Raw genomic sequence first — 25,800 nt, forward strand, 5'->3', positions numbered from 1 at the left:
AGGAGATACTGTCCCAGACCACGAACACATCCGGTGTTGCGTGACTACCTAGATTCCGCCGCACGTGTGTGTTCCCGTGGTGCACCCGACCGGCCCGCGGCTGCGACATCGACCACGTCACCGAGTACGACCACGCCGCCGAAGCCGAAGGTCGACCACAACCGGGCCCCACGCGGACCGACAACCTCGCCGCCCTGTGCCGGTTCCACCACCGCCTCAAGACCCACACCGCCTGGCGCTACCGGATGACCGAGCCCGCGGTGTTTGAGTGGACCTCTCCGCACGGCCACTGCTACCGACGCGACCGCCACGGCACCACCACGATTGACCATACGGAGCGGCCCGACCCGCCCGACATACCGCACCCACGCCGACCATGACCCAGCCCCACACCCCGCCCGAGCACTGAAGGGCGGGGCTACCGGCACGTCGCTGATGCGCCGTGACGCCCTACGACAAGGCGTACGGCGGAATCGCGCCTACGACAAGGCGTACGGCGGGATGAGCAGCCCGGCGATGACGCAGGTCCAGCCGGCGAACAGCCACGCGTAGTGCCTCCCCGTCGAGGGGCGGGGACTGCGGATCTCCTTGAGCCGGCGCCAGTAGCCGATCGCCGCGAGAGCGCTGCCGAGCAGCCCGAGAGCGACGCCGATCCAGAAGACCGCAAGGTCGCTCGTCGCGGCGAAGCTCGCGTAGAGGCCGGCCACACCCACACCCGCGGCGATCAGCGGCACCGCGCTGCGGAGCAGCTGGCGGCTCTCGGCGCGCTTGACCGCCTGATCGATCGACCGCTCGGTCATGGCCGGTCTCCTGTGCGCACGCTTGACCCTATCGGCGGGTCTCCGCCGGTCAGGCGACCGCACCGGGGCGCCGTCATGGAGCCGCACCCACTAACGCGGGAGGCTCCCTCTCAAACACGACTGAGCGCTCTGACGCTGGGATCGAGCGCAGGCTCACGAGACCGTGGGCCGCGAGCACGGGCTTGAGCAGCAACCACTCGCCGACGGCATGGTCGCGACCGCGGACGAGACGAGCGGCGAGGTCGGGCCGCTGCCGCCGCAGGTACGCCCGCGCCTTGAGCCCGTGCGCCGGCTGGGAGATGACCTTGATGGTGTCCGCTGACTCGACCAGTGGCACCACGCTGGCGATGTTCTCCCAGGTCGACCTGCTGTCCTCCTCCGCCACGACCCGGCCGGTGTAGCCGAGCTCGCGGACGTATGACTCCATCACCCGTGCCTCCGGCACCTGTGATCCGACCGGCCCGCCGCTGAGGACCAAAACCGTCTCCTTCCCAATCTCCACCGACCGGAGGGCGGCACGCACGCGCCACCGGTTGACTGCGTTCGCGCGGGCACGACGGTTGCGGTAACCCAGGACCACGATCGCCTCGGAGTGCCCGGACGACTGACCCACCAGGGCCCGGGACCACCGGTGGTGCTGCCACTCGCCCCAGGCGACCGCGACGACACAGACCCACACGGCGTGCACCGCGATGCGTCCCCGAGGGACAACCCCGGAGTGGCCTAGAGCGCCGTCCGACACAGCGCGGCGTCAGCGCTCGACGTACGCCATCGAGCGCAGGCCGCGCTCGAGGTGCCAGGCGAGGTAGGCCGAGACGAGGTTGCTGGCCTCGCGCAGGTGGCGCGGCTCGGCGGCGTGGACGACGGGCCAGTCGCCGACGAGGAGGGCCCCGAGCAGGAGGACGGTCTCCCCGGCGGGGGTCGCCGAGCCCGGCAGCTTGTCGGAGGCGCACAGGACGCCGCCGGCCGACGGGTTGAAGAAGCGGTGGGGACCCTCGACCCCGCACTGCACGCAGTGGTCGAACGACGGCGCGTAGCCCGCGACAGCGAGCGAGCGGAGCAGGTAGGAGTCGAGGACCTGCTTGGCGGGGTGCTCGGCACCGGACATGGCCCGCAGGCCGCCGACGAGCAGCAGGAACTGCTGGACCGCGGGCTCCTTCTCCTCGGTGACGAGGCGCTCGGCGGTCTCGAGCATCACGGTGCCGGCGGTGTAGCGGTCGTAGTCGAGCCCCAGCCGCGCGTGGAACGGGTCGAGCGTCTCGGCCTGCGTGATCACGTCGAGGCTGCGCCCCTCGGCGAGCTGGAGGTCGACGTGGTTGAACGGCTCGAGGCGCGAGCCCCAGCGCGACGTCGTCCGCCGCACCCCCTTGGCGACCGCGCGCACGCGCCCGTGCTGACGCGTCAGCAGGGTGATGATGCGGTCGGCCTCGCCCAGCTTGTGGGTGCGGAGCACGACGGCCTCGTCGCGGTACAGGGGCACGAGGACATTCTCCCCCACCGAGGCCGCGCACCACCGTACGGGCGGGGTGCGGCGTCAGCGTTTCCGGGCCCGGGCCTTCGTCGCAGCCCTTGTCCTGGCTTGGGGGCCGGCCTTGGTCGTGGCGGGGTGCTCCTGCCAGCACTCCAGGGCGAAGTCGGCGGCGGCGGCCGTCAGCCGCTCCGGCCGGAACCGCCACTCGAGGATCGAGGTGGCCCGCTCGAGCCGGACGTTGGGCAGCTCCGCGGCCAGCATGTCGGCGTCGACGAAGGGGTGGATCGGGTCGATCGGGTGGCCGACGAGGAAGACCGGGGCCTGGATGCGGCGACGCTGGCTGCGCGAGGGGGCTAGACGCCCGAAGATCACCCCGTGCAGCACCGAGGCGATGGACTCGGCGCGGTGGTCGACGGTGTCGAGCGCGATGCCGGCCCAGAACGGGACGATCCCGCGAGGCACGGACCGCGAGAGGCGCTGCAGGGTGTTGGCCGTGACCGGCAGGTAGCGGGCGGCGAGCATGATCGGGACGAACGCGAGGATCCCGGCGACCAGCGCGTTGTTGAGCACCGGCATCTCCACGATCAGGCCCTTGACCCGCTCCGGCGCGATGACCGCCACCTCCAGGGCGACGTTGGCGCCCAGCGACGTGCCGCCGATGACGGCCTGCTCCGCCCCGAGGTGGTCGAGCAGCGCGACGACCTGCTCGCCGAACGACGTCATCGAGTAGACCAGCGGGTCGGCCGGCTGGTCCGAGCGACCGTGCCCCAGCAGGTCCAGGGTCACCACGTGCAGCCCCTGCGCGGCCATCGCGCGGGCGAGCGGCTGCTGCATGCGGCGTGGCATCAGCAGGCCGTGCAGCAGCACGACCCAGTCGTCGCCCGAGCCGTACTCGGTGTACTCGAGCCGGTCGCGCCCACCGTCGGACTCGACGAAGAACTGTCCGATCCGCTCGCTGACCAACATGGACCGAATGTAGCGGTGCCGGCGCTCAGCCGCGGTTGACCGCGCTGATGACCGCCTTCAGCGACGCGGTGACGATGTTGGCGTCGAGCCCCACGCCCCACAGCACCTTCTCGCCGACCGCACACTCGACGTACGCCGCCGCGATGGCGTCGCCACCGGACGACAGCGCGTGCTCGTGGTAGTCGAGGACCCGGACCTCTCCGCGCGCGGCGTAGGCCGGGTTGCCCGCCGCCTGCTCGGCGTCGACGAGCTCGTTGAGCGCGTTGGTGAAGGCGTTGATCGGGCCGTTGCCGGCGCCGGTCAGCTCGCGACGTACGCCGTCGACGTAGACACCGACGGTGAGCTGGTCCTTCTCCCCCGCCGCGCTCGAGGTGTGGACCGAGTTGAGCTTGAGCGGCGTCTCCCGGTCGAGGTACTCCGCGCGGAAGACCGACCAGATCTCCTCGGGCGTGATCTCGCCGCCCTCGGTGTCGGTGCGCTGCTGGACGACACGGCTGAACTCGATCTGCGCGCGACGCGGCAGGTCCAGCTTGTGCTCGGACTTGAGGACGTAGGCCACGCCGCCCTTGCCGGACTGGCTGTTGACCCGGATGACCGCCTCGTAGGTGCGGCCGACGTCCTTCGGGTCGATCGGCAGGTACGGCGCCTCCCAGGGCAGCTCGCCGACCGGGACGCCGAGGGCCGTGGCCTTCTTCTCGAGGTCCTCCAGGCCCTTCTTGATGGCGTCCTGGTGGGAGCCGGAGAAGGCGGTGTAGACGAGGTCGCCCGCGTAGGGGTGGCGCGGGTGGACCGGCAGGTTGGTGCAGTACTCGACCGTGCGACGCACCTCGTCGATGTCGCCGAGGTCGACCTGCGGGTCGATGCCCTGGCTGAAGAGGTTCATCGCCAGGGTCACCAGGTCGACGTTGCCGGTGCGCTCGCCGTGGCCGAACAGGCAGCCCTCCACGCGGTCGGCGCCGGCCATCAACCCCAGCTCGGTGGCGGCGACCGCGGTGCCGCGGTCGTTGTGCGGGTGCAGGCTGATCGCCGAGTGCTCGCGGCGGGTCAGGCCGCGCCCGAAGTACTCGATCTGGTCGGCGTAGGTGTTGGGCGTCGACATCTCGACCGTGGCGGGCAGGTTGAGGATGATCTCGCGGCCGGGCTCGGGCTGCCACACGTCGGAGACCGCCTCGCACACGCTCAGCGCGAAGTCGGTGTCGGACTGGGTGAAGATCTCCGGGCTGTACTGGTAGCCGAAGTCCTCGCTGCCGACGAGGCGGCCGAGCCTCTCCTCGGCGTACTTCATCACCATCTCGGTGCCGCGGACCGCGATGTTGCGGCACTCGTCGGGGGTGACGTTGAAGACGACGCGCTGGAACAGCGGGGCCGTGGCGTTGTAGAGGTGCACGGTGGCGCGCGGGGCGCCCACCAGCGAGTCGACGGTGCGCTCGATCAGGTCCTCACGGGCCTGCGTCAGCACCGAGATCTGTACGTCGTCGGGGATGCGGTCCTCGTCGATGAGCTTGCGCACGAAGTCGAAGTCGGTCTGGCTGGCGCTGGGGAAGCCGACCTCGATCTCCTTGTAGCCCATGGACACCAGCAGCTCGAACATCGTGAGCTTGCGGGCCGGTGTCATCGGGTCGATGAGCGCCTGGTTGCCGTCGCGCAGGTCGGTGGACAGCCAGCGCGGCGCCTTCTCGACCTTCCTGGTCGGCCAGGTGCGGTCGGGCACGTCGACGGGCACGAACGGCGTGTAGCGGGCGAACGGCATCGGGCTCGTGCCCTGCTGGTTGGCGGTGTTGCTCAGGTTGGTCATGAGTTCCTCGGTCTGCGGAAGGGGCGACCGGCACGCGCCACACTCCGCAACGAGGGGGCCGGGTCAGGCCTCGCTGCGGCGGCGAAGGAGGAGGCTGCGCATCATGACGGGCACCAGACTAGTCCCGGACCGCGCGCCCCGTCCCGCGCCTCCCGCGGACTGAGACACCTCACGCCCGTCCGCGGCCGGCGAAGGCCGTCCCGGTCCTCTCGAAGGGCCCCTGCCCGAGCCGGGCACGGAGCGCCTCCTCGAGGGAGCCACGGACGCCCGGGTCCAGGGCCGCGATGGTCTCTCCGATGGGACCGACGCCGTGCTGGAACGGCTCCCACCACTCCTTGAAGGTCGGGTGGACGACCGTGACGGCCATCTCCACGACCTCGATGTCGGACAGGCCCGCCGCGTCGAGCACTCCTTCGAGGCCACGCGCCGAGCCCACCGGGACCCCCTCGTCGGCGTCCTGCTCCGGCACCAGCTCGGAGAGGACCTCCCCGATGACGGACATCGGCGTGCGGTGGTCGACGAGGTCCCACACGGTCGCGCCCACCCACCCGCCGGCCCGGGTCACTCGCCTCATCTCGCCGACGCCGGCGACCGGGTCGGTCATGAAGTGCACGACGAGGCACGCCCCTGCGACGTCGAACTCGTCGTCGTCGAAGGGCAGCGCCTCCGCCACGCCCTGCCGGACATCCGCTCCGGGGAACCGCTGGCGGCACGCGTCGACGAACGGCGCCGACGGGTCGACGGCGTGCACACTGTCGGCGCCGAGGCGCTCGACGAGCACGCCTGTCAACGCGCCCGGGCCGCAGCCGACGTCGATCGCCCGCTGGCCGGACGACACCTCGATCCAGTCGGCGAAGCGGGCGGCCAGGGGACCCGAGTAGCGGCCCATGAACCGGTCGTACGCCTCACCCGCCACCTCGAAGCTCACGCGCCGACCGTACGCCGCTCGCAGGCCCGTGAGTAGCCTCGGCTCCGTGCCGCGCCTGCTCATCGTCCACCACTCGCCGACGCCGTCGGTGGCCACGCTGACCGAGGCGGTCGTCGCCGGCGCGTCGGACGACGCGATCACCGACGTGGACGTGGTCGTCCGGGCAGCCCTCGAGGCCGACGCGGACGACGTGCTGGCCGCGGACGGCTACGTGCTCGGGACGCCGGCGAACTTCGGCTACATGAGCGGGGCCCTCAAGCACTTCTTCGACTCGATCTTCCTCCAGGCGGGCGGCGCCCTCACCGACGACGGCTCGGCCGCGACGGTGGAGGGCGGCCGGAAGCCGTTCGGGCTCTACGTGCACGGGCGCTACGACACGACGGGGGCCGTGCGCTCGGTGCAGTCGATCGTGGGTGCGCTCGGCTGGCGGCAGAGCGCACCGGTCCTCGAGGTGCTCGGCGACGTGGGCGAGCCGGAGCGCGAGTCGGCGTACGAGCTGGGCGGGACGCTCGCCGCGCTGGTGATGGGATGAGGCGGCTCCTCGCGGCCCTCGCCGCGGCCGTCGTGCTGTCGGGCTGCACGTCGCCCACCGACGCCCCGGCCGACGACACGAAGCCGTCGCCCTCCGCGACCTCCACCCCGACCGAGGCCCCGGCACCGGACCCTGGACCGACGCCGGAGGTGGGTGAGTGCCACGCCCTGTCGATGCGCCAGGCGGTCGCCGTGGTGGGCCGCACAGCGCCGGTAGCGTGCCGTCGCCCGCACACGGCGCAGACCTACTTCGTCGGCCGGCTCGACCTCACCACCAAGTCCGGCTTCACCCGGCGCGTGGACTCGCAGGCCGCACAGCGGCAGATGAGCCGCGCCTGCACCACCCGGCTCCCCCGGCACCTCGGACGTACGCCGCGCGAGCTGAGGCTGAGCATGGTGCGGGCCGTCTGGTTCGGCCCGAGCCAGGCGCGCGCGGAGGCCGGGGCCGACTGGTTCCGCTGCGACATCGTGGCCGTGGCGTCGCCGGGCGCGCTGCTGCGGCTCCCGCGCCGGACGAAGGGATGGGACGGTCCGTTGATGTGCGCGACCGCCGCGCCCGGCACCCGCGGGTTCCGGCGGGTGGGGTGCGGCGCGAAGCACACGTGGCGTGCGGTGGCGACCGTCGACATCCCGGGCCGCAGGCTGCCCACCCGCGGCGCGGTGGCCGCCCGGATGGACCAGGTCTGCCGCGACGTCGCGGCGGACGCCACGGACGATCTGGACCTCATGTGGTCGCAGGAGAGCCCGACGCGCGAGCAGTGGGCCGCCGGCCAGCGCTACGGGATCTGCTGGGTGCCGGCCTGATCCGTCCGGACGTCTGGCTCGCCGCGGTGGCGCGGGCCTGACACAGTGGCTCCATGTCCAAGGTTGCGATCGTCGGTGCCGGCGCCGTGGGAACGGCCATCGCCTACGCCGCCCAGATCCGCGGCGTGTGCCGCCAGATCGCGCTGTTCGACCTGAACGCCCAGAAGGTGAGGGCCGAGACGCTCGACCTCAACCACGGGATGCAGTTCACGCCGATGGCCGAGATCACCGGCAGCGACGACCTCGCCGTCTGCACGGGCGCGGACGTCGTCGTCATCACGGCCGGTGCCAAGCAGCACCCCGGCCAGAGCCGGCTCGACCTGGCCGCCGCAAACGTCGCGATGTGCCGCGAGCTCGTGCCGGCGCTCGTCGCGCTGGCTCCAGATGCGCTGCTCGTCGTCGTGACCAACCCGGTCGACGTGGTGACGATGGCCGCCCTCGAGTTCTCCGAGCTGCCTGCTCACCGCGTGTTCGGGTCCGGCACGGTCCTGGACTCCTCACGGCTGCGGTTCCTCATCGCCGAGCACACCCGTGTGGCCGTGCAGAACGTCCACGCCTACATCGCGGGCGAGCACGGCGACTCCGAGGTGCCGCTGTGGTCCACCGCCACGATCGGCGGTGTGCCGGTGGAGGACTGGGAGTCCGAGGGCGTCGGCCGTCTCGATGCCGAGGCCCGCGCCCGGATCCACGAGCGGGTGGTCACCGCGGCGTACGAGATCATCGCGGGCAAGGGCGCCACCAGCCTGGCGATCGGGCTGTCGGTGTCCCGGGTGCTCCAAGCGGTCCTCCACGACGAGCACCGCGTCCTGCCGGTCACCTCGCGCCTCGACGGGATCCACGGGCTCTCAGGGGTGTGCCTCTCGATGCCCTCGGTCGTCGGGCGGTCCGGGGTCGAGCGCGTGCTCGCCACCCCCCTCGATGCGGACGAGCGAACCCGGCTTGCGGCGTCGGCGGACGCCGTTCGCTCGACCGCCCGGAGCCTGGGCCTCTAGCCTCAGAAGCCGAGCTTGCGCAGCTGACGCGGGTCGCGCTGCCAGTCCTTGGCGATCTTGACCTGGAGGTCGAGGTAGACCGGGGTGCCGAGCAGCGCCTCGATCTGCTGGCGCGCGGCCGTGCCGACCGAGCGCAGGCGCGAGCCCTTGTGGCCGATCATGATGCCCTTCTGGGAGTCGCGCTCGACGTAGAGGTTGGCCACGATGTCGAGCAGCGGCTTGTCGTCGGGACGCCCCTCGCGCAGGCCCATCTCCTCGACCACCACGGCGATCGAGTGTGGCAGCTCGTCACGCACGCCCTCCAGGGCGGCCTCGCGGATGAGGTCGGCGGCCAGCGCCTCCTCGGGTGCGTCGGTGAGGTCGCCGTCGGGGTAGAGCGGCGGACCCTCCGGCAGCTGACCGACGAGCAGGTCGGCCAGCAGCTGCACCTGGTCGCCGGACACCGCGGACACCGGGACGATCTCGGCCCACTCGGTCGAGGTCTCCTGCCCCAGCGCCTGGATGTCGAGCAGGTGCTGGCCCAGCTGCTCCGGGGTGACGAGGTCGGTCTTGGTCGCGACCGCGATGCGGGTCGTACGCCGCACCTTGGCGAGCTCGCCGACGAGATAGCGGTCGCCGGGCCCGATCTTCTCGTTGGCGGGGAAGCACACGGCGACCACGTCGACCTCCGCCCACGTGGTGCGCACCAGGTCGTTGAGCCGCTCGCCCAGCAGGGTGCGAGGGCGGTGCAGGCCGGGGGTGTCGACCAGGATCAGCTGCGCGTCGTCGCGGTGGACGATGCCGCGCACCACGTTGCGGGTGGTCTGCGGCTTGGACGACGTGATGACGATCTTCTGGCCCACGAGCGCGTTGGTCAGCGTCGACTTCCCCGCGTTGGGCCGGCCGACGAACGACGCGAAGCCGCTGCGGTAGCCCTCCGGCGCCTGGTAGAAGGCGCCCGCCGGCGCGACCCCGGACAGGTCGAAGTCGTCGTCCAGCTCGTCGTCGTCCTCGTCCTCGTCGTCCACCTCGTCGTCCACCTGGTCGTCCACCTGGTCGTCCACCTGGTCGTCCTGGTCGTCGAGCTGGTCCTCGACCTGCGCGAGGTCCTGGTCGTCGTCGTCAGCCATCGCTGGCCTCCCTCGCCTGCTCGGTCGGTGCCGCCTCGGTCTGGGCCGCGTCGTAGTCGGCCCAGATCTGCTCGTCAGTCTTGCCTGCCGCCTTGCCCGCGCGCCAGATCGGTCCCGGGTCCACCGCCCGCGGCTGCCGCGCGGCGGTCGCGCGCCAGTAGCCCATCACGTCGTAGTGGCTGGTCGGCAGGCCGACCTCGCGCATCAGGTGCTTGCGGATCGCGCGCATCTGCGCGGACTCGCCGGCCATCCAGAAGTAGCCCTCGCCCTCGGGCCACTCGATGCCCTCGACCACCTCGGCCAGCGCGCTCTGCCCGGGTGCGGGCGGGGCCAGCCAGGTGACGTCGACGCCGGCAGGCAGGTAGCCGGACAGGTCGTCGGGCACCTCCGCGATGACGTGTGTCGGCAGGTCGGGACGGGACTCGGCGATGCGGGCCATCGCCGGCATGGCCGTCAGGTCGCCGACGAGCAGCAGCCAGGACGCCCCGGGGGGCGGGTCGAAGGACGCCTTGGGCTCGGTGATCGTCACCGTGTCGCCGATGCAGTCCCGCATGGCCCACTCGGTGACCAGGCCGACGTCGTGGACCACCACGTCGAGGGTGAGCTCACCGTCCCGGAGCGACCGCACGGTGTAGTAGCGGCTCTGGAACTGCCCGGGCACGACGAGGCCGATCCACTCGTCGGCGATCCCGGTCGAGGTGAAGCCGTCGAGGTCGTCGAGGACGAGCCGGACGAGGTGGTCCGAGAGCGGTTCGCGGCGACGGACGGTCGCCTGGAACTGGGCTGCACGGGTGCTCACCCACTGAGGTTATCGGTGGCTCACCAGTCGGGACGCATCGGGAAGTCGGAGCGGCCGTCGTCGTGGTTGCGGGTCGCGAGCACCTGGTGCAGCTCGACCTCGTCGCGCTCGAAGCCGACGCGCGAGCCGGCGATGTAGAGGCCCCAGACGCGGGCCGTCCCCTCGCCGACCTCGGCCACGCACTCGTCCCAGTGCTCGACGAGGTTGCGGTTCCAGTCGCGCAGGGTGGCGGCGTAGTGCAGGCGCAGGTTCTCGCTGTGCTGGACCTCGAGGGCCTGGTCCTGCGCAGCGCTGATGATCGTGCCCGAGCCGATCAGCTCCCCGTCGGGGAAGACGTAGCGGTCGATGAAGTGGCCCGTCTCCGTCCGGCGGTTGTGCCGCCGCGTGATCGAGTGGTTGAGCAGCCGGCCGCCGGGCCTGAGGCGGTCGCGGAGGTGGCGGAAGTAGGCGGGGTAGTTGCGCACGCCGATGTGCTCGGTGAGCCCGATCGAGCTGACGGCGTCGAAGCCGGAGTCGACCACGTCGCGGTAGTCGAGGTGGCGCACCTCGGCGAGGTCGCCGAGGCCCTCGCGGTCGATGGCGTCCTTGGCCCACTGCGCCTGCTCCAGCGACAGCGTCACGCCCAGCGCGCGTACGCCGTGCTCGCGGGCGGCGTGGCGGACCATCGTCCCCCAGCCGCAGCCGACGTCGAGCAGGCGCTGGCCGGGCTGGAGGTCGAGCTTGCGGCAGACGAGCTCGAACTTCGCCGCCTGCGCCTCCTCGAGGGTCATGTCGGGCGTCTCGTAGAGCGCGCAGGTGTAGGCCATGGACGGCCCGAGCACCAGCTCGTAGAACCGGTTGGACACGTCGTAGTGGTGGGAGATGACCTCGGCGTCGCGGGTCATCGAGTGCCGCAGCCCCTCCACCGCGCGCCGCCACCGGGGCAGGTGCTCCTGGGGCGGCGGGGCGGGCGGCCGCAGGTGCCCCAGGCCGAGGCTGCGGGCGATGCGCACCGCCTCGGACGGCGTGGGCACACGGAACTTCGTGTGGTCCTTCAGGAGCACGAGCGCGTCGTAGGGGTCGCCGGGATGGACCCCCGCGAGCTCGAGGTCACCGCTGACGTAGGCCCGCACCAGGCCGAGGTCGCCCGGCGCCGTCATCAGGTACGCGAGCCCGCGCTCGTTGCGCAGCTGCATCCCGACGTCGGCGTCCGGCGGGCCGGCGCTGCTGCCGTCGTACGCCGTGAAGTGCAGCGGCAGCCCGCCCCTCACCAGCCGGTCCATCGCGTCGCCGATGCTCGGCCGTGCCGGTGGGGGTCGCGAGCCCGGGTCCGTGTGGAAGGTCATCGTCGTTGCACCACCTTGTCGTAGAGGGACGTGAGCCGGCCGTCTGGATCGTGGGCGGCCTTGACGCGGGCCAGGTGGTCGCCGCCGTAGAGGCGGTCGAACTCCGCCCGCGCGTAGAACGCCTCGGAGTAGAGGCTCTTGTGACCCCCGAGCTCGGAGACCTTCGCCTCGATCGCCCGGTTGCGCGGGGACGTGGGCGCGTCGGGTCCGACGTTGACGATGCCCCAGAACCCGACGTTGACGTACGTCGTCGCGGCGCTGAGCGGGTAGCCGGGCCAGGGCCGGTCGCCGGAGCCGTCCGCCCCGCGACGCAGCCGCAGCGGGCACAGCCACACCGGGCGCATGCCGATCTCCCGGTCGAACCACGTCAGGAACTCGGGAAGCCGCTCGACGGGGACCTCGACGTCCTGGACGACGCGCTCCCCCTGAGGACGACCGGCGCGCCGGTCGAGCCGGTCGGCCACGCTCAGGCGGCGGTCGAGCGCGACGAGCTTCCAGTAGACGTCGGAGCGCCGCAGTCGCCGCGGCCAGACCCGCCGCACGAGCGGGTGCTGGGCGCCGAAGGCACGCGAGCACCAGAACCAGTCGGTGTCCCAGCGCCAGAGGTAGTCGTGCATCGTGAGCCGGTCGGACATCCGTCGCTGGATCGAGCGGTAGTAGACCTGCTGGCCGGCGTAGTCGCTCGTCGGCCCCGGCTCGTCGGTCCACCGGGCGAGGGTGAGGTGGAGCATCCCGGGGGCGAAGGCGACACCGTCGAGTCCGTCGACCCGCTCGCCGTCCCACGCGCCCTCCTCGACGATGCGGGTCACGGCGTCGGCCAGGGCCCGCGCGTCGGCGAACGGGACGTGCCGCAGCGCGACGTACGCCGGCACCTCCTCGAGCTCGATGCGGAGCCGGGTGGCGTAGCCGAGCGAGCCGTAGGAGTTGGGGAAGGCGTCGAAGAGCTCGTCGCCCGGCTTCGTCGTGACGACCTCGCCGGCCCCGGTGAGCACGTCCATCTCGAGGACCGACTCGTGCGGCAGGCCGCTGCGGAAGCTGGTCGACTCGATGCCCAGGCCGCTGACCGCGCCGCCGAGCGTGATCGTCCTGAGCTGCGGCACGACCAACGGGATCCGGCCGTGCGCGAGGGTCACCTCGACGAGGTGCTCGTAGGTGCACATCCCCTGCACCTCGGCCACGTCGCCGTCGACCTCGACGACACCCGTCAGCCCGGAGACGTCGAGGCCGGCCCCTGACGCCGAGCGGCCACGGAACAGGTTGCTGGTGCGCTTGGCCAGTCGCACGGGCGCACCCGCCGGCAGGGCGGCGTAGGACTCCCTGAGCCTCGCCTCCCCGGCAGCATGCTGCTCGCGACCAACAGCCGTTCGCACGCCTCCACGCTAGCGATCCGGGACCGCTGGCGCGACCAGGTTGCCGTCCAGTGGTCCCTCAGGTGGCGAGCGAGCGGGCGATCGCGCCCCGTGCGTCGCCGAGGTGCACCGGCACGCCCGCGCCGGCGAAGTCGCGTACGGCGTCGAGGGCGGGCTCGCCGTCGGCCAGCACGACAGCGGCCTCGAGGCCGGCCGAGCCGGACGACACGGCCATGGCCACGCACACGTCGAGCGCCGCCAGGTCGAGGTGCGCGAGGCGCACGCTGGCGGCGGCGTAGGTGCGGCCGTCGAGGTCACGCACGGCGGCGCCCTCGTCGGCGCGCGACCGCGCCCGGGTCGCTCGGGCGAGGGTCACCAGCTTGGCGTCCTCGGCGCTGAGGTCGACGGCGTCGTTGCTCATGCGAGAACCCTAGTGAGCGGCCCGGTCGACGTCCGTCAGCGGCCGGCGGACGTGATCGAGGCGTCGGCGGCGGCGTCGTCCGACTCCGGCGCGAGCACCGTCACCAGCACGGTCTCGATCTTGTTGCGGCGACCGGTGGCGCGCTCGGCCTCCAGCCGCAGGCCGTGGCACTCCACGACCGAGCCGGGGAGCGGGACCTTGCCGAGGTGCTTGGCCATCAGCCCGCCGACGCTGTCGACGTCGTCGTCCTCCACGTCGAAGCCGACCAGCTCGTCGAGGTCGTCGACCGGGTAGCGCGAGGACACGCGAATGGCGCCGCCCTCGAGGTGCTCCACCTCGACCTCCTCGGCGTCGTACTCGTCGGTGATCTCGCCGACGATCTCCTCCAGCACGTCCTCGATCGTGATCAGCCCGGCGGTGCCGCCGTACTCGTCGACCACCACCGCGATGTGCTGGCGCCGGGCCTGCAGCTCGGTGAGAAGGGCGTCGACGGGCTTGGAGTCGGGGACGTAGTGCACCGGCCGCATCACCTCGTCGACGCGCTGGGTGAACTCCACGTCAGGGGCCTCGAAGTCGCGGCGGACGAGGTCCTTGAGGTAGGCCATGCCGACGATGTCGTCGAGGTTCTCGTCGATGACGGGGATGCGCGAGTAGCCGCTGCGCAGGAAGAGCGACAGCGTCTGGCGGATGTTCTTGTGGCGCTCGATGTAGACGACGTCGGGGCGCGGGACCATCACCTCGCGGGTGATGGTGTCGCCGAGCTCGAAGACGGAGTGGATCATCTTGCGCTCGCCGGACTCGATGATCGCGCCGGCCTCGGCCAGGTCGACGAGCTCGCGCAGCTCGGTCTCGGTCGAGAAGGGACCCTCGCTGAAGCCCTTGCCCGGCGTGATCGCGTTGCCCAGGAGGATCAGCAGCGCCGGGATCGGGCCGAGGATCGTCGTCACGAGGGAGAGCGGGCCCGCCGACGCCAGCGCCACGCGTACGTCGTGCTGGCGGCCGATGGTGCGGGGCGCGACGCCGATGACGACGAAGGACACGACCAGCATCACGCCGATCGTGGTGAGGAACGTCGGGACGGGCGAGCCCTCGTAGGCGTCGCGCGCCCACGTCGCGACCAGCACGATCGCGCTGATCTCGCACAGCAGGCGCATCAGCAGCGCGGTGTTGAGGTAGCGGGCGGGGTCGTCGAGCAGCTTGACCAGGCGCACCGCGCCGGGACGGCCCTCGGCCTTGAGCTCCTCCGCGCGGGCGCGCGAGAAGCCGCCGAGAGCGGCGTCGGCGGCCGAGAAGAGCCCGGCGAGCACGACCAGCAGTGCGGCCGAGCCGAGCTGCCAGATGTCAGCGGTCATGTCAGGCAGGCTCGGCCGACGCGCGCCACTTCTCCAGCAGCTCGCCCTGCAACCCGAACATCACGGCGTGCTCCTCGGGCTCGGCGTGGTCGTAGCCGAGGAGGTGGAGGATGCCGTGGACGGTCAGCAGGTCGATCTCGGCCTCGCGACCGTGTCCGGCCTCCGCGCCCTGCCGCTCGGCCACCGCCGGGGCCAGGACCAGGTCGCCGAGCACGCCCTCCTCGGGCTCCTCGTTGACCTTGCCGGGGCGCAGCTCGTCCATCGGGAAGGCCAGCACGTCGGTGGGGCCCTCCTTCTCCATCCACTGGCGGTTGAGCTCGGCGATGGTGTCCTCGTCGACCGCCTTGATGCACAGCTCGGCCTGCGGGTGCACGCGCATCTGGTCCATCACGAACCGCGCCAGCCGGGAGAGGCGGCGTACGTCGAAGTCGAGGCCCGACTCGTTGAGGACCTCGATGCTCACCGCGGGCTCCGCTCGGTCTTCTTCGGCCCCGGGCGCTCGTTGTCGGCGTCGAAGACCTCGTAGGCCTCCACGATGCGACCCACGAGGCGGTGGCGCACCACGTCGGTGCCCGTGAGGCGGCAGAAGGTGATGTCGTCGACACCGTCGAGGATCCCCTCGACGACCCGGAGGCCCGACTTCGTGCCGGACGGCAGGTCCACCTGGCTGGTGTCGCCGGTGACGACGATGCGGGAGCCGAAGCCGAGACGGGTGAGGAACATCTTCATCTGCTCGGGCGTGGTGTTCTGCGCCTCGTCGAGGATGATGAACGAGTCGTTGAGCGAGCGGCCGCGCAGGAACGCCAGCGGCGCCACCTCGATGGTGCCGGCGGCGAGCAGCTTGGGGATCGTCTCGGGGTCGACCATGTCGTGCAGCGCGTCGTAGAGCGGGCGCAGGTAGGGGTCGATCTTCTCGCTCAGCGTGCCGGGCAGGAAACCGAGCCGCTCCCCCGCCTCGACGGCCGGGCGGCTGAGGATGATCCGGTTGACCTCCTTGGCCTGCAGCGCCTGCACGGCCTTCGCCATCGCGAGATAGGTCTTGCCGGTGCCGGCCGGGCCGATGCCGAAGGTGATCGTGCTCTTGTCGATGGACTCGACGTAGCGCTTCTGGTTGACCGTCTTGGGCCGGATCGTGCGACCGCGGTTGGACAGGATGTTGAGGCTCAGCACCTCGGCCGGGCGCTCCTGCGTCTCGGTGCGCAGCATCTGGATGATCCGCTCGACCGTCTCGCCGGTGACGCCCTGGCCGGTGCGGACCAGCGTCACGATCTCGTCGAGGAGCCGCTCGGCGCTGGCCACCTCGGCCGACTCGCCGGTGAGCGTGATGCGGTTGCCACGGACGTGGACGCTGGCGTCGAAGGCCCGCTCGATCAGCCGGAGGTGCTCGTCTCCCGGGCCCAGGACCGACACCATGTCGATGCTGTTGGGGACGACCACGGTGTGGGTCGGTCGCTCCTGGGAGGAGCCTGGCTGGTTCGTCGCAGTCATGGATGCCCGTGCGGGCGGCCTTCCGGGTCGGTGGTAGAGCCCCACCATGCTACCGAGACACCGGCGAGCGGCCCACCTGACGAGTGGTGGGCGGTCACGTGGGGCTGTCAGGGGCGGGTGACCTGCAGCATCCCGAGGCACATCTCGTCGGTCGTGCCCTCGCCCCACACGACGTAGCGGTCGGGCTGGCCCTCGAAGGAGGGCAGCTTGTCGCGCAGCCACTGGACGTGTCGACAGGTCACCTCGACCTGCTGGAACGGCTCGAGCCGGATCGGGTCGATCGGGCGGCTGCCCTGGTCGTCGAAGTCCCAGACGGGGATGTCCAGGATCGTCCGCGCCTGCGGGGTGCCCGGGTTGACCTCGATCTTGAGGGAGCGGCCGAGCAGGTGCATGTGACCGGCCACCCCGTGGATGGTGATCGGCTCGCCGAGGGTGCGCACGCACGACTGCACCTCGCCGGCGCGCGGCTCGCCGCCGCACAGGAGGTGGAGGAGGTCGGCGGTGTTGCCCTCCGCACCGAAGCGTTCCTTGACGTCGGCGACGGACGCGTCGCGGTCGCACAGCTCTCCGTCGGAGTGCTTCGGCCGGCACGGCAGCTCCACGGGCGCGGGCAGCAGCATCGTGCTCAGCGCCTCGTAGTCGCGCGTGCCGGGCGCGAGGCGCAGCTGGGCTGCGGAGGTGTCGGGCTGCTGGCCGGCGAGCAGGTTGTAGTGGACCTGCATCACGATCCGGCTGCCCTTGCGCAGGCGTACGCCGTAGCCGGGCTTGGTGACCGACTCCTTGCCGCCCGGGGCCCACGCGCCGATCCACGAGGACCGGTCGACGTTCTGGAAGCGATCGAGCCCGGTGCCGCCGAAGCAGGTCCAGCCCTCGTCCTCCTCCGCGGCGTCCTTCGCCTCGGCGGCGGCGACCTGCTGCGGCGGGACCTGGAACAGGATCACGTGGTGCACGACGTCGGGGTTGCCGGGCAGCACCTGCGTGCCGGTGAGCCAGGTGTCCTCGTCGAGCTCGGGGTCGAGCAGGAAGCACCGGTAGTCGTCGGTGCCGGTGCCGTAGGGCGCCGACGGCGTGTAGGCGCCCGGCATGGCGATCGTCGTGCGGGTCTCCCCCGCGCGCAGCCGTCGCGACGTCGCCGGCTCGGCGTCGTGGCCGCTGTGGCCGTTCTGCCCGGTCTGTGCGGACTGCCCGGCCTCCTCGGCGTCCGCCGTTGGCGCGCTCGTCGGGGAGTCCGCAGGCAGGGTGGCGGTCTGGTCGGCGTCACTCGCGCCGTCGCCACCGCTGCAGGCGGACAGGGCAAGGAGCCCGGTGGTGAGAACCGCTGCGAGCACGCGACGGGTGCGGGACATGGCGGCTCAGACCAACGTCTCGGACATGCGCGACGAGCCGCCGAGCACGTGGAGGTGCGTGTGGAACACCGTCTGGCCGGCGCCCGCACCGGTGTTGAAGACGAGCCGGTAGTCGGCGTTGCCGGAGCCGCGGGCGACCTCGTCGGCCAGGGCGACCAGGTGGCCGACGCTGGCCGGGTCGGCGGCCGCGGAGGCGGCGGCGTTGTCGTGGTGGTCCACCGTGATGACCAGCGCGTGGAACGGCGCCTGCGGGTTGAGGTCCTTGATCGAGACGGCGTGGTCGTTGCGGCCGAGGACGTCGGCCGGGACCTCGCCGCCGACGATCTTGCAGAAGATGCAGTCGGGGGCCGTCTCGCTCATGGCGCCAGCCTAGGCTCTGGCGGCACGGCGTGGGACCGGAAGCGGCAGCCGCGCCTCGCACTACCGTGGCGCGCATGACCTTCCCCACCACCTCTCGACCGGTCCGCGCCCGCGCCGTACGACGCTGGGCGGGCGCCGCGGCCGTCGTGGTGGCGAGCAGCCTGGCCCTCGCCGGTTGCAGCGACGACCCGACGCCCGTCTCGGACGACACGGGCACGGCCACCGAGGACCCGCAGCCCTCGGAGCCCGGGTCCGGGTCCGGGCAGGAGTCCGACCCCGCGTCCCCGACCGAGTCGGCTGCGGCGTCCGAGTCCGCGTCGGAGACCCCGTCCGACCCTGCGGCGTCCGGCACCGCGGTCCCGGTCTACTTCGCCGGCGACGGCCCCGGCGGACGCACCGTCCTGTTCCGCGAGTTCCAGCGCGTCGAGGGCGATCCGCTGACCGACGCCGCCCGCCTCGTCGCCGGGGGTGGCCAGCCCGTCGACCCGGACTACCGCACCCTCTGGCCCGGCGTGGAGATCACCTCGGTGCAGGCCACCGACGGGGTCCTCCTGGTCGAGATCCCCTCCGACGGGTTCACCGAGCGCCCCGACGGCATGTCGAGGCGCGACGCCAGGCTCGCCGTCCAGCAGCTCGTGTACACGCTCCAGGGCGTGCAGCAGGAGCGCGTGCCGGTGCAGGTGCAGCGTGAGGGCGGCGCACCGCTCTTCGGGCTGCCGACCGGGACGCCGTTCGAGGCGGCCGGGGCGCTGCGCACCCTCAACCTCGTCAACATCACCTCTCCCGCCGAGGGCGACACCGTCAGCGGCGACACCCTCGAGATCACCGGTGTCGCCAACTCGTTCGAGGCGGCGGGACCGTGCGGGATCTTCCGCGGCGAGGAGGAGCTCGTCGGCGGTGGCTACCAGTCCGAGGCGTGGATGGGCAACCGGCTCTTCCCCTTCGAGGCCTCGCTCCCGCTCGACGGGATCACCGGCGAGGTGGTCGTGCGCTGCGAGACCGACGACCCCACGGGCGGCACCGAGGGCCCCGGCCCGGCCGTCGACACCAAGACGATCACGGTGCAGTAGCCACGCCGTCAGGCCCAGCGCGACGTGCGGGCCAGCACCGCGGCGACCGCGACGACACCGGCGGTGGACGTGCGCAGCACCTCCGCACCCAGGCGTACGACGTGGGCGCCGGCGTCGCCCAGCGCCGCCAGCTCGTCGGGGCTGATGCCGCCCTCCGGTCCCACCACGAGCACGATCCGGCCTGCTTCGGGGACCTCCAGCGCGCCGAGCGGCAGGGTGGCGTCCTCGTGCAGCACCAACGCGAGGTCGGCCTCGGCGACGAGGGCCGCGAGGTCTGCGGTCGAGGCCAGCGGGGCGACCGTCGGCAGCCACGAGCGGCGCGACTGCTTGGCGGCCTCGCGGGCGGTGGCCTGCCACTTCGCGTGGGACTTCGTCGCTCGCTCGCCCTTCCACACCGCCACCGAGCGCGACGCCGCCCACGGCACGATGCGGTCGACGCCGACCTCGGTGAGGACCTCGACCGCGAGCTCGCCGCGCTCCCCCTTGGGCAGGGCCTGCACGACGGTGATGGCCGGCTCCGGGCGGGGCTCCTGCGCAACGGACTCGACCGTGACCGAGAAGACCCGCTTGCCCGTCGACGTCACCGACCCCGTGGCCGAGGTGCCGCGGCCGTCGGTGAGGACGACCTGCTCGCCCTCGCGGAGGCGTCGTACCGCGACCGCGTGGTGCGCCTCGTCGCCCGTCACCTCGATTCGCGTGCCGGGCGCCGCTCCGTCCAGGGACTCGACGAGGTGGACCGGGAGCGACACCCCGGCTCAGCCCTGGAAGGCGTCGCGGAGCCGACCGAACATCGACTTGTGCGGCGCCTCGTTCTTGCCGTCGGGCTGCTCCTCGCCACGGATCGCCGCGAGCTCGCGCAGCAGCTCCTCCTGGCGAGGGTCGAGGCGGGTGGGGGTCTCCACGGCGATGCTGACGACGAGGTCGCCGCGACCGCCGCGCAGGCTCGGCACGCCGAAGCCGCGGACCACCTGCTCGCTGCCCGACTGCGTGCCGGGGCGGATGTCGAGGTCGTACGTCGTCACCGTCTCCGAGGACTCGTCGGACGACGCGGGCAGGTCGGCCTCGAGCAGCGGCAGCGTGAGCTGGGTGCCGAGGGCGGCCGCCGACATCGGCAGCGAGATGGTGGTGTGGAGGTCGTTGCCGTGGCGGGTGAAGGTGGGGTGCGGCTCGACGTGGATCTCGACGTAGAGGTCGCCGGCCGGGCCGCCGCCGGGGCCGACCTCGCCCTGCCCGGTGAGCTGGACGCGGGTGCCGTGGTCGACACCGGCGGGGATCTTGACCGTCAGGGTGCGGCGCGAGCGCACCCGGCCGTCGCCCGAGCACTCACGGCAGGGGTCCGGGATGATCGAGCCATAGCCCCGGCAGGCCGCGCACGGGCGCAGCGTGCGGATCTCGCCGAGGAACGACCGCTGGACCACGGCGACCTCGCCCTGGCCGTGGCAGGTCTCGCAGGTGGTCGGCGAGGTGCCGGGGGCGGTGCCCTGGCCCTCGCACGCCTCGCAGCGCAGCGCGGTGTCGACCTTGAGGTCGCGGGTGACGCCGAAGGCGGCCTCGGCGAGCTCGACGTCGAGCCGGATCAGCGCGTCCTGGCCGCGCCGGGCACGCGATCGCGGGCCACGGGTCTGCGCGCCGCCGGCGGCACCGCCACCGAAGAACGCGTCCATGATGTCGGTGAAGCTGAAGCCCTGCCCGGCACCGCCGAAGCCCTGGCTGAAGGCGTCGCCGCCACGGTCGTAGGCTGCACGCTTGCCCGGGTCGCTCAGCACCTCGTAGGCACGCGAGACGTCCTTGAACCGCTCCTGCGTCTCCGGGTCGGGGTTGACGTCGGGGTGCAGCTGCCGCGCGAGCTTGCGGTAGGCCTTCTTGATGTCGTCGGCGCTCGCGTCACGCGAGACGCCGAGGATGTCGTAGGGGTCCTGTGTCACTGGTTTCCTTCATCGAGGATCCGGGAGACGTAGCGCGCGACCGCGCGCACGGCTGCCATGGATCCGGGGTAGTCCATGCGGGTGGGGCCGACGACGCCCAGGGAGCCGAGGTGGAACTCCTGCGGGCCGTAGCCGGTGGCCACGACGCTGGTGGCCGCGAGCGCGGAGTAGGGGCCTTCGTGGCCGATGCGCACCGTCAGGGCATCGGTCCCCGACTCCCCCAGCAGCTTGAGCAGCACGACGTGCTCCTCCAGCGCCTCGAGGAGAGGTCGGACGGCGGTGTCGAAGTCGCCGTAGCGGGCGAGGTTGGCGGTGCCGCCCACCGCGACCCGCTCGTCGCTGCGGTGGTCGGACATCGCCTCGGTGAGCACGCCCACGATCGCGCGGGCGGAGTCGGCCTGCTCGGGGCGTACGCCGTCGGGCAGGTCGCCGAGCGCGGCGGCGGCCTCCGCGATCTGCACGCCGCCGCTGGCCTGGTTGACCGCGACGCGCAGCTCGGCGAGGTCGCTGTCGACCACGGGCGCGTCCAGCTCGACGAGGCGCTGCTCCACCCGACCGGTGCTGAGGATGAGGATCACCATCACCCGGGTCGGCGTGAGCGACACCAGCTCGATGTGGCGGACCGTCGAGCGCGAGAGCGTCGGGTACTGCACGATCGCGACCTGGCGGGTGAGCTGGCTGAGGAGGCGGACCGAGCGCTGCACGACGTCGTCGAGGTCGACCGCCCCGTCGAGCAGCGTCGCGATCGCCCGGCGCTCCGCGGCGCTCATCGGCTTGAGCGTGGCGAGCTTGTCGACGAAGAGCCGGTAGCCCTTGTCGGTGGGGACGCGCCCCGCGCTGGTGTGGGGCTGGTGGATGTAGCCCTCGTCCTCGAGCGCGGCCATGTCGTTGCGGACCGTCGCCGGTGAGACACCCAGGCCGTGCCGCTCGACGAGCGCCTTGGAGCCGACGGGCTCCTCCGTCGCGACGTAGTCCTCCACGATCGCGCGGAGCACGTCGAGCTTGCGGTCGTCGACCATCGAGCCACTCCTCTGCGCGTCGCGTTTCTGGCACTCGTTCGCCCGGAGTGCCAAGACTACTAGCAGTCCGTAGGCTCGCGGTCATGCCCGACGACACCCCTCGGTTCACCGAGGTCGCCCCGCGCGTGTGGGTCGCGCACTACGACTGGATGCACGTCAACATCACGCTGGTCGGCGGGTCCGACGGCCTGCTGATGGTCGACACGCACGGGTCGGCCGCCGAGGCGCGGATCGTCGCCGATGACGTACGCCGCCTCGGCGCGGGTCCGCTGACCGGCCTGGTCAACACGCACGAGCACTGGGACCACCACTTCGGGAACGCGACGATGGTCGAGCAGTTCGGCGACATGCCGATCCACGCGACGGACTGGGCGGCCGAGCACATGGAGGTGTCCTCGGCGCACACGTTCGAGAAGTACGAGCAGGACACCGCCCACCCGCGGCGCGACGAGATCCTCGCGACCACGCTCCGCCTCCCCACTCGCACCTTCTCGTCCGCCGTGCAGCTCGACCTGGGCGACCGGGCGGTCGAGCTGATCCACCCCGGGCGTGGGCACACGGCCGGCGACCTCGTCGTCCGCGTGCCGGACGCCGACGTGCTGCTGGGCGGCGACCTGGTCGAGGAGTCCGACCCCCCGTTCATCGGGGACGACTCCTGGCCGCTGGAGTGGCCGTTGACCCTCGACCTGGTCCTCGGCCTGATGACCGACACGACCGTCGTCGTGCCGGGGCACGGGAAGGTGATCGACAAGGAGTTCGTGCAGGACCAGCGCACGGAGCTCGGCGTGATCGCCGAGACCATCCGCGACCTCGCCTCGCGCGGGGTGCCGCAGTCCGAGGCCCTCGCCGCCGGCGAGTGGCCGTGGGAGCGCGAGCGGCTCGGGAGCGCCGTCCGCCTGGGCTACGAGCACCTCCCCCGGAGCCAGAAGCGGCTCCCCCTCATCTAGTCGCCCGTCCGGGCCCACACCCCACGGGGGCTGGTCTCGCGGTACCCGGCCCAGTAGGACTGGTGCATGACCGAGAACAGCGAGTCCCAGACCGACAACACGGAGTCGACCGACACGCCCAAGGCGGGCAGCGGCACCAGTCCTGCTGACTCCGACCACTCCGGCGGCACGACCTCGCCCGACGGCGCCTCCCTGAGCGGCATCTCCGACGACCAGCTGCCCGAGGACCTGCAGCCCGGCGAGGACAACCCGCTGGCCGAGCCCCTCGACCCCGATGACGAGAGCACCAAGAGCCGCGAGGAGCTCGAGATGGACGCCACCCAGGAGGGCCTGGGCAACGACGACGGCGCGAGCCAGGCGCCCGACCAGTCGGGCGGCTCCGACGAGGGCGCCGACGCCAACAGCGGCGACGGTGCCGAGGGAAGCGGCATCACCGGGGGCTGAGTCCCCGGCAGCCCCCAGCAGCCCGGCGGTTCGCGGGCACGTTCGTCGTGGGTGTGATCCGGGACGCACGGCGTGCCACCGGGCCGGCGGGCCGGTCGGCGCCTAACGTGGAGCGGTGCCCCAGGATCGCTACGGAACCGACGTCCTCTCCGGCGACTGGCGTGTGCCGAGGAACGGTCGCGCCACGGAGGTGCCGACCGAGATCGGGATGGTCGTCGAGGAGGTCACCACCGACTGGTGCGGCGAGGTCGTCGCCGTCGACCGCGACATCGACACGCTCACGCTGGAGGACCGGCGCGGCAAGCGGCGGACGTTCCCGCTCGGCCCCGGCTTCCTGCTCGAGGGCAGGCCGGTGATCCTCACCCGTCCCGTGCGGACCGGTGCACCCGCCGCCCCCACGCGTACGGCGTCCGGATCGGTCGCGGTGCCCAACGCACGCGCCCGCGTCGCCCGCGCCAGCCGCATCTTCGTCGAGGGCCGGCACGACGCCGAGCTCGTCGAGAAGGTCTGGGGCGACGACCTGCGGATCGAGGGCGTGGTCGTCGAGTACCTCGGCGGCGTCGACGACCTCGCCGAGCACCTTCGCGACTTCAAGCCCGGCCCGCAGCGCCGCGTCGGCGTCCTGGTCGACCACCTGGTCGCCGGGTCGAAGGAGGCGCGCATCGCGCAGGGCATCGCCCGATCGCCCATCGGCAAGCACGTCCTGGTGGTCGGCCACCCGTTCATCGACATCTGGCAGGCGGTCAAGCCCGACCGCCTCGGCATCCCGCGCTGGCCCCACGTCCCCAAGGGCATCGACTGGAAGACCGGCACCTGCCAGCAGCTCGGCTGGCCGCACCGCGACCAGGCCGACATCGCCCGCGCCTGGAAGCACATCCTCGGCAGGGTCTCCTCCTTCGCCGACCTCGAGCCCGCGCTCCTCGGCCGGGTCGAGGAGCTCATCGACTTCACGACTGGCTGAACGGCTCGCTGCGCTCGCGTGTCCGCGTCGCTGTGAGGCGACGCCTTCGTCGTCGTTGCTACGCCCTCCCCCGCTGCGCTCCTCCGGACGCAGCCCTCCTCCTGCAGGCGCCGCCGCGACGCGGACGACACCACCCATGGATGACCTGCGGGTCAAGGCGTGCACTGGTGCCGCTGATCGGGAGCCGGTGTTTCGTCGCGGCGCGCCCGGGAGTGCAGGAGGAGGGTCGCGGCCGGAGGAGCGAAGCGGGGGAGGTCGCGACAACGACGACGAACGAGCGGGTCACGAGCGCCGCGACACGCGCCGAAGCGAAGCGGAGGCGCAAGAGAACACAGCGCTAATCCACCAGGTCGCGCACGATCGCGTCGGCGAGGAGCCGGCCGCGCTGGGTGAGCACGAGGCGCTCGGTGGCGAGCTCGACGAGTCCGTCGGCGACGAGGCGGGCGACGTGGGAGCGGCCGGTGGCCTCAAGGGCGGTGACGGGGAGCCCCTCGACGAGCCGGATCTCCAGCAGGATCCGCTCGACCCGCTGATCGTGGTAGCCCAGGACCTCGCGCGCCAGGGCGGGTGAGACGCCGGTGGCGAGCCGCTGGGCGTACGCCGCCGGGTGCTTGACGTTCCACCAGCGCACCCCGCCGACGTGGGAGTGCGCGCCGGGGCCGACGCCCCACCAGTGGCCGCCGGTCCAGTAGAGGAGGTTGTGGCGGCACCAGTGGTCGGGCGACGTCGCCCAGTTGGACACCTCGTACCAGCTCATCCCGGCGGAGGAGAGCTTCTCGTCGACGAGGTGGTACTTGTCGGCGAGGTCGTCCTCGTCGGGCATCGGCAGCTCGCCGCGCTTGACCTGCCGGCCCATCGCGGTGCCGTCCTCGACGATGAGGGAGTAGGCCGAGACGTGGTCGGGCCGGCAGCCCAGGGCGACGTCGACCGAGGTCTCCCAGTCGGCGAGCGACTCCCCCGGCGTGCCGTAGATGAGGTCGAGGCTGACGTCGTCGAAGCCGGCCTGCCGGGCCCAGTCGACGACCGCGGGCACGCGCATCGGGTCGTGGGTGCGGTCGAGCGTGCGGAGCACGTGGTCGACGGCGGACTGCATGCCGAAGCTGATCCGGTTGAACCCGGCGGTGCGCAGCTCCTCGAGGTCCCAGGCGGCGACGCTGTCGGGATTGGCCTCGGTCGTGATCTCCACGTCGTGGACGAGCCCGAACTCCGCCGCTGCGCTGGCCACGATGGCTCCGAGGTCGGCGGCCTTGAGCAGCGTCGGCGTGCCACCGCCGAAGAAGATCGTCTCGATGGGGACGTCGCGGTGGCCGAGCACCTGGCGCGCGAAGCGGATCTCCCGGATCGCCGCCTCGGCGTACGACGACCGGCTGGCGCCGACCTCGTCTCCGAGCTCCTGGGCCGTGTAGGTGTTGAAGTCGCAGTAGCCGCACCGCACCGAGCAGAACGGCACGTGCACGTAGAGGCCGAAGGGCTTGCTGCCGAACTGGGCCCACGCCTCGTCGGGGAGCAGACCGTCCTCGGGGGCGACGTCACCGTCGGGCTGGGCGGGGGACACGCCGGTATCCAACCACGTGCCCGACGTGCGAACGGGTGCCAGT

The 25,800-nt window shown here is 72.2% G+C and carries 27 protein-coding genes; 7 read left to right on the forward strand and 20 right to left on the reverse strand.

The window, feature by feature from the left end; genetic code table 11:
• Nucleotides 1-479: 479 nt before the first annotated feature.
• From ACFQW6_RS16420 to ACFQW6_RS16445, 6 genes are all read right to left on the reverse strand, one after another.
• Nucleotides 480-800 carry a hypothetical protein gene (locus ACFQW6_RS16420; protein ID WP_378547659.1) on the reverse strand — a complete coding sequence of 107 codons (321 nt, stop codon included), beginning with the start codon at nt 798-800 and terminating at the stop codon, nt 480-482.
• A 73-nt stretch (nt 801-873) separates the two neighbouring features.
• Nucleotides 874-1,479: a YdcF family protein gene (locus ACFQW6_RS16425; RefSeq protein WP_378547662.1), complete on the reverse strand. Its 606-nt coding sequence runs from the start codon at nt 1,477-1,479 to the stop codon at nt 874-876.
• Nucleotides 1,480-1,551: 72 nt separating this feature from the next.
• Nucleotides 1,552-2,280 (reverse strand): DNA repair protein RecO, encoded by a 729-nt coding sequence (gene recO / locus ACFQW6_RS16430; protein ID WP_378547665.1) that lies wholly within the window; start codon nt 2,278-2,280, stop codon nt 1,552-1,554.
• A 54-nt stretch (nt 2,281-2,334) separates the two neighbouring features.
• A complete protein-coding gene (locus tag ACFQW6_RS16435) occupies nt 2,335-3,237 on the reverse strand; it encodes an alpha/beta fold hydrolase (RefSeq protein WP_378547668.1) in 903 nt (300 codons plus the stop codon).
• A gap of 25 nt (nt 3,238-3,262) precedes the next feature.
• Nucleotides 3,263-5,032 (reverse strand): 2-isopropylmalate synthase, encoded by a 1,770-nt coding sequence (gene leuA / locus ACFQW6_RS16440; protein WP_378547671.1) that lies wholly within the window; start codon nt 5,030-5,032, stop codon nt 3,263-3,265.
• A 169-nt stretch (nt 5,033-5,201) separates the two neighbouring features.
• Nucleotides 5,202-5,960, reverse strand: a complete 759-nt coding sequence (locus tag ACFQW6_RS16445) for a class I SAM-dependent methyltransferase (protein WP_378547674.1) — start codon at nt 5,958-5,960, stop codon at nt 5,202-5,204.
• A 46-nt stretch (nt 5,961-6,006) separates the two neighbouring features.
• Here ACFQW6_RS16445 and ACFQW6_RS16450 point away from each other — a divergent pair, with 46 nt between their 5' ends.
• From ACFQW6_RS16450 to ACFQW6_RS16460, 3 genes are read left to right on the forward strand one after another with little or no spacing between them, the layout of a single operon-like run.
• A complete protein-coding gene (locus ACFQW6_RS16450; RefSeq protein WP_378547677.1) occupies nt 6,007-6,492 on the forward strand; it encodes an NAD(P)H-dependent oxidoreductase in 486 nt (161 codons plus the stop codon).
• Nucleotides 6,489-7,295: a septum formation family protein gene (locus ACFQW6_RS16455; RefSeq protein WP_378547680.1), complete on the forward strand. Its 807-nt coding sequence runs from the start codon at nt 6,489-6,491 to the stop codon at nt 7,293-7,295. Before ACFQW6_RS16450 ends, ACFQW6_RS16455 begins: the two co-directional genes overlap by 4 nt.
• 53 nt (nt 7,296-7,348) lie before the next feature.
• Nucleotides 7,349-8,287 (forward strand): L-lactate dehydrogenase, encoded by a 939-nt coding sequence (locus ACFQW6_RS16460; RefSeq protein ID WP_378547683.1) that lies wholly within the window; start codon nt 7,349-7,351, stop codon nt 8,285-8,287.
• A gap of 2 nt (nt 8,288-8,289) precedes the next feature.
• Here ACFQW6_RS16460 and era read toward each other — a convergent pair whose 3' ends face one another.
• From era to ACFQW6_RS16510, 10 genes are all read right to left on the reverse strand, one after another.
• The gene (gene era, locus ACFQW6_RS16465; protein ID WP_378547686.1) at nt 8,290-9,396 is read right to left on the reverse strand and encodes a GTPase Era; all 1,107 of its coding nucleotides are present in this window, start codon (nt 9,394-9,396) and stop codon (nt 8,290-8,292) included.
• The gene (locus ACFQW6_RS16470; protein ID WP_378547689.1) at nt 9,389-10,195 is read right to left on the reverse strand and encodes a siderophore-interacting protein; all 807 of its coding nucleotides are present in this window, start codon (nt 10,193-10,195) and stop codon (nt 9,389-9,391) included. Before ACFQW6_RS16470 ends, era begins: the two co-directional genes overlap by 8 nt.
• Before the next feature lie 20 nt (nt 10,196-10,215).
• Complete coding sequence (locus ACFQW6_RS16475; protein ID WP_378547692.1) at nt 10,216-11,520, reverse strand: class I SAM-dependent methyltransferase; 1,305 nt, start codon at nt 11,518-11,520, stop codon at nt 10,216-10,218.
• Complete coding sequence (locus ACFQW6_RS16480) at nt 11,517-12,890, reverse strand: FAD-binding oxidoreductase (RefSeq protein ID WP_378547695.1); 1,374 nt, start codon at nt 12,888-12,890, stop codon at nt 11,517-11,519. Before ACFQW6_RS16480 ends, ACFQW6_RS16475 begins: the two co-directional genes overlap by 4 nt.
• Before the next feature lie 58 nt (nt 12,891-12,948).
• Nucleotides 12,949-13,290 carry a cytidine deaminase gene (locus ACFQW6_RS16485; RefSeq protein WP_378547698.1) on the reverse strand — a complete coding sequence of 114 codons (342 nt, stop codon included), beginning with the start codon at nt 13,288-13,290 and terminating at the stop codon, nt 12,949-12,951.
• Nucleotides 13,291-13,325: 35 nt separating this feature from the next.
• A complete protein-coding gene (locus ACFQW6_RS16490) occupies nt 13,326-14,642 on the reverse strand; it encodes a hemolysin family protein (RefSeq protein WP_378547701.1) in 1,317 nt (438 codons plus the stop codon).
• Between the two features lies 1 nt (nt 14,643).
• Nucleotides 14,644-15,105, reverse strand: a complete 462-nt coding sequence (gene ybeY / locus ACFQW6_RS16495) for an rRNA maturation RNase YbeY (protein ID WP_378547704.1) — start codon at nt 15,103-15,105, stop codon at nt 14,644-14,646.
• Nucleotides 15,102-16,130, reverse strand: a complete 1,029-nt coding sequence (locus ACFQW6_RS16500) for a PhoH family protein (RefSeq protein WP_378547707.1) — start codon at nt 16,128-16,130, stop codon at nt 15,102-15,104. Before ACFQW6_RS16500 ends, ybeY begins: the two co-directional genes overlap by 4 nt.
• 107 nt (nt 16,131-16,237) lie before the next feature.
• A complete protein-coding gene (locus tag ACFQW6_RS16505) occupies nt 16,238-17,476 on the reverse strand; it encodes a hypothetical protein (RefSeq protein WP_378547710.1) in 1,239 nt (412 codons plus the stop codon).
• Between the two features lie 6 nt (nt 17,477-17,482).
• The gene (locus ACFQW6_RS16510; protein ID WP_378547713.1) at nt 17,483-17,836 is read right to left on the reverse strand and encodes an HIT domain-containing protein; all 354 of its coding nucleotides are present in this window, start codon (nt 17,834-17,836) and stop codon (nt 17,483-17,485) included.
• 74 nt (nt 17,837-17,910) lie between these two features.
• Between ACFQW6_RS16510 and ACFQW6_RS16515 the strand changes: the two genes are divergently transcribed.
• Entirely contained in the window at nt 17,911-18,906 is a 996-nt protein-coding gene (locus ACFQW6_RS16515; protein ID WP_378547716.1) for a Gmad2 immunoglobulin-like domain-containing protein, read from the forward strand.
• Between the two features lie 8 nt (nt 18,907-18,914).
• On the opposite strand, the gene ACFQW6_RS16520 is transcribed toward ACFQW6_RS16515, so the two are convergent.
• The 3 genes from ACFQW6_RS16520 to hrcA are packed head-to-tail and all read right to left on the reverse strand — an operon-like array spanning nt 18,915 to nt 21,850.
• Complete coding sequence (locus ACFQW6_RS16520; RefSeq protein ID WP_378547719.1) at nt 18,915-19,655, reverse strand: 16S rRNA (uracil(1498)-N(3))-methyltransferase; 741 nt, start codon at nt 19,653-19,655, stop codon at nt 18,915-18,917.
• Nucleotides 19,656-19,661: 6 nt separating this feature from the next.
• Nucleotides 19,662-20,831, reverse strand: coding sequence for a molecular chaperone DnaJ (gene dnaJ / locus ACFQW6_RS16525; protein WP_378547722.1), 1,170 nt, complete (start codon nt 20,829-20,831; stop codon nt 19,662-19,664).
• Nucleotides 20,828-21,850, reverse strand: coding sequence for a heat-inducible transcriptional repressor HrcA (gene hrcA, locus ACFQW6_RS16530; protein WP_378547725.1), 1,023 nt, complete (start codon nt 21,848-21,850; stop codon nt 20,828-20,830). Before hrcA ends, dnaJ begins: the two co-directional genes overlap by 4 nt.
• A gap of 83 nt (nt 21,851-21,933) precedes the next feature.
• On the opposite strand from hrcA, the gene ACFQW6_RS16535 reads away from it, so the two are divergent.
• The 3 genes from ACFQW6_RS16535 to ACFQW6_RS16545 all read left to right on the forward strand — a co-directional run bounded on the left by ACFQW6_RS16535 (nt 21,934) and on the right by ACFQW6_RS16545 (nt 24,202).
• Nucleotides 21,934-22,797: an MBL fold metallo-hydrolase gene (locus tag ACFQW6_RS16535; RefSeq protein ID WP_378547728.1), complete on the forward strand. Its 864-nt coding sequence runs from the start codon at nt 21,934-21,936 to the stop codon at nt 22,795-22,797.
• Between the two features lie 66 nt (nt 22,798-22,863).
• Complete coding sequence (locus ACFQW6_RS16540) at nt 22,864-23,241, forward strand: hypothetical protein (RefSeq protein ID WP_378547731.1); 378 nt, start codon at nt 22,864-22,866, stop codon at nt 23,239-23,241.
• 115 nt (nt 23,242-23,356) lie between these two features.
• The gene (locus ACFQW6_RS16545; protein WP_378547734.1) at nt 23,357-24,202 is read left to right on the forward strand and encodes a DUF3097 domain-containing protein; all 846 of its coding nucleotides are present in this window, start codon (nt 23,357-23,359) and stop codon (nt 24,200-24,202) included.
• Between the two features lie 337 nt (nt 24,203-24,539).
• On the opposite strand, the gene hemW is transcribed toward ACFQW6_RS16545, so the two are convergent.
• A complete protein-coding gene (gene hemW / locus ACFQW6_RS16550) occupies nt 24,540-25,757 on the reverse strand; it encodes a radical SAM family heme chaperone HemW (RefSeq protein WP_378547737.1) in 1,218 nt (405 codons plus the stop codon).
• Nucleotides 25,758-25,800 lie beyond the last annotated feature (43 nt).

This window comes from Nocardioides sp. GCM10028917 (assembly GCF_042666175.1).
Classification (GTDB): Bacteria; Actinomycetota; Actinomycetes; order Propionibacteriales; family Nocardioidaceae; genus Nocardioides.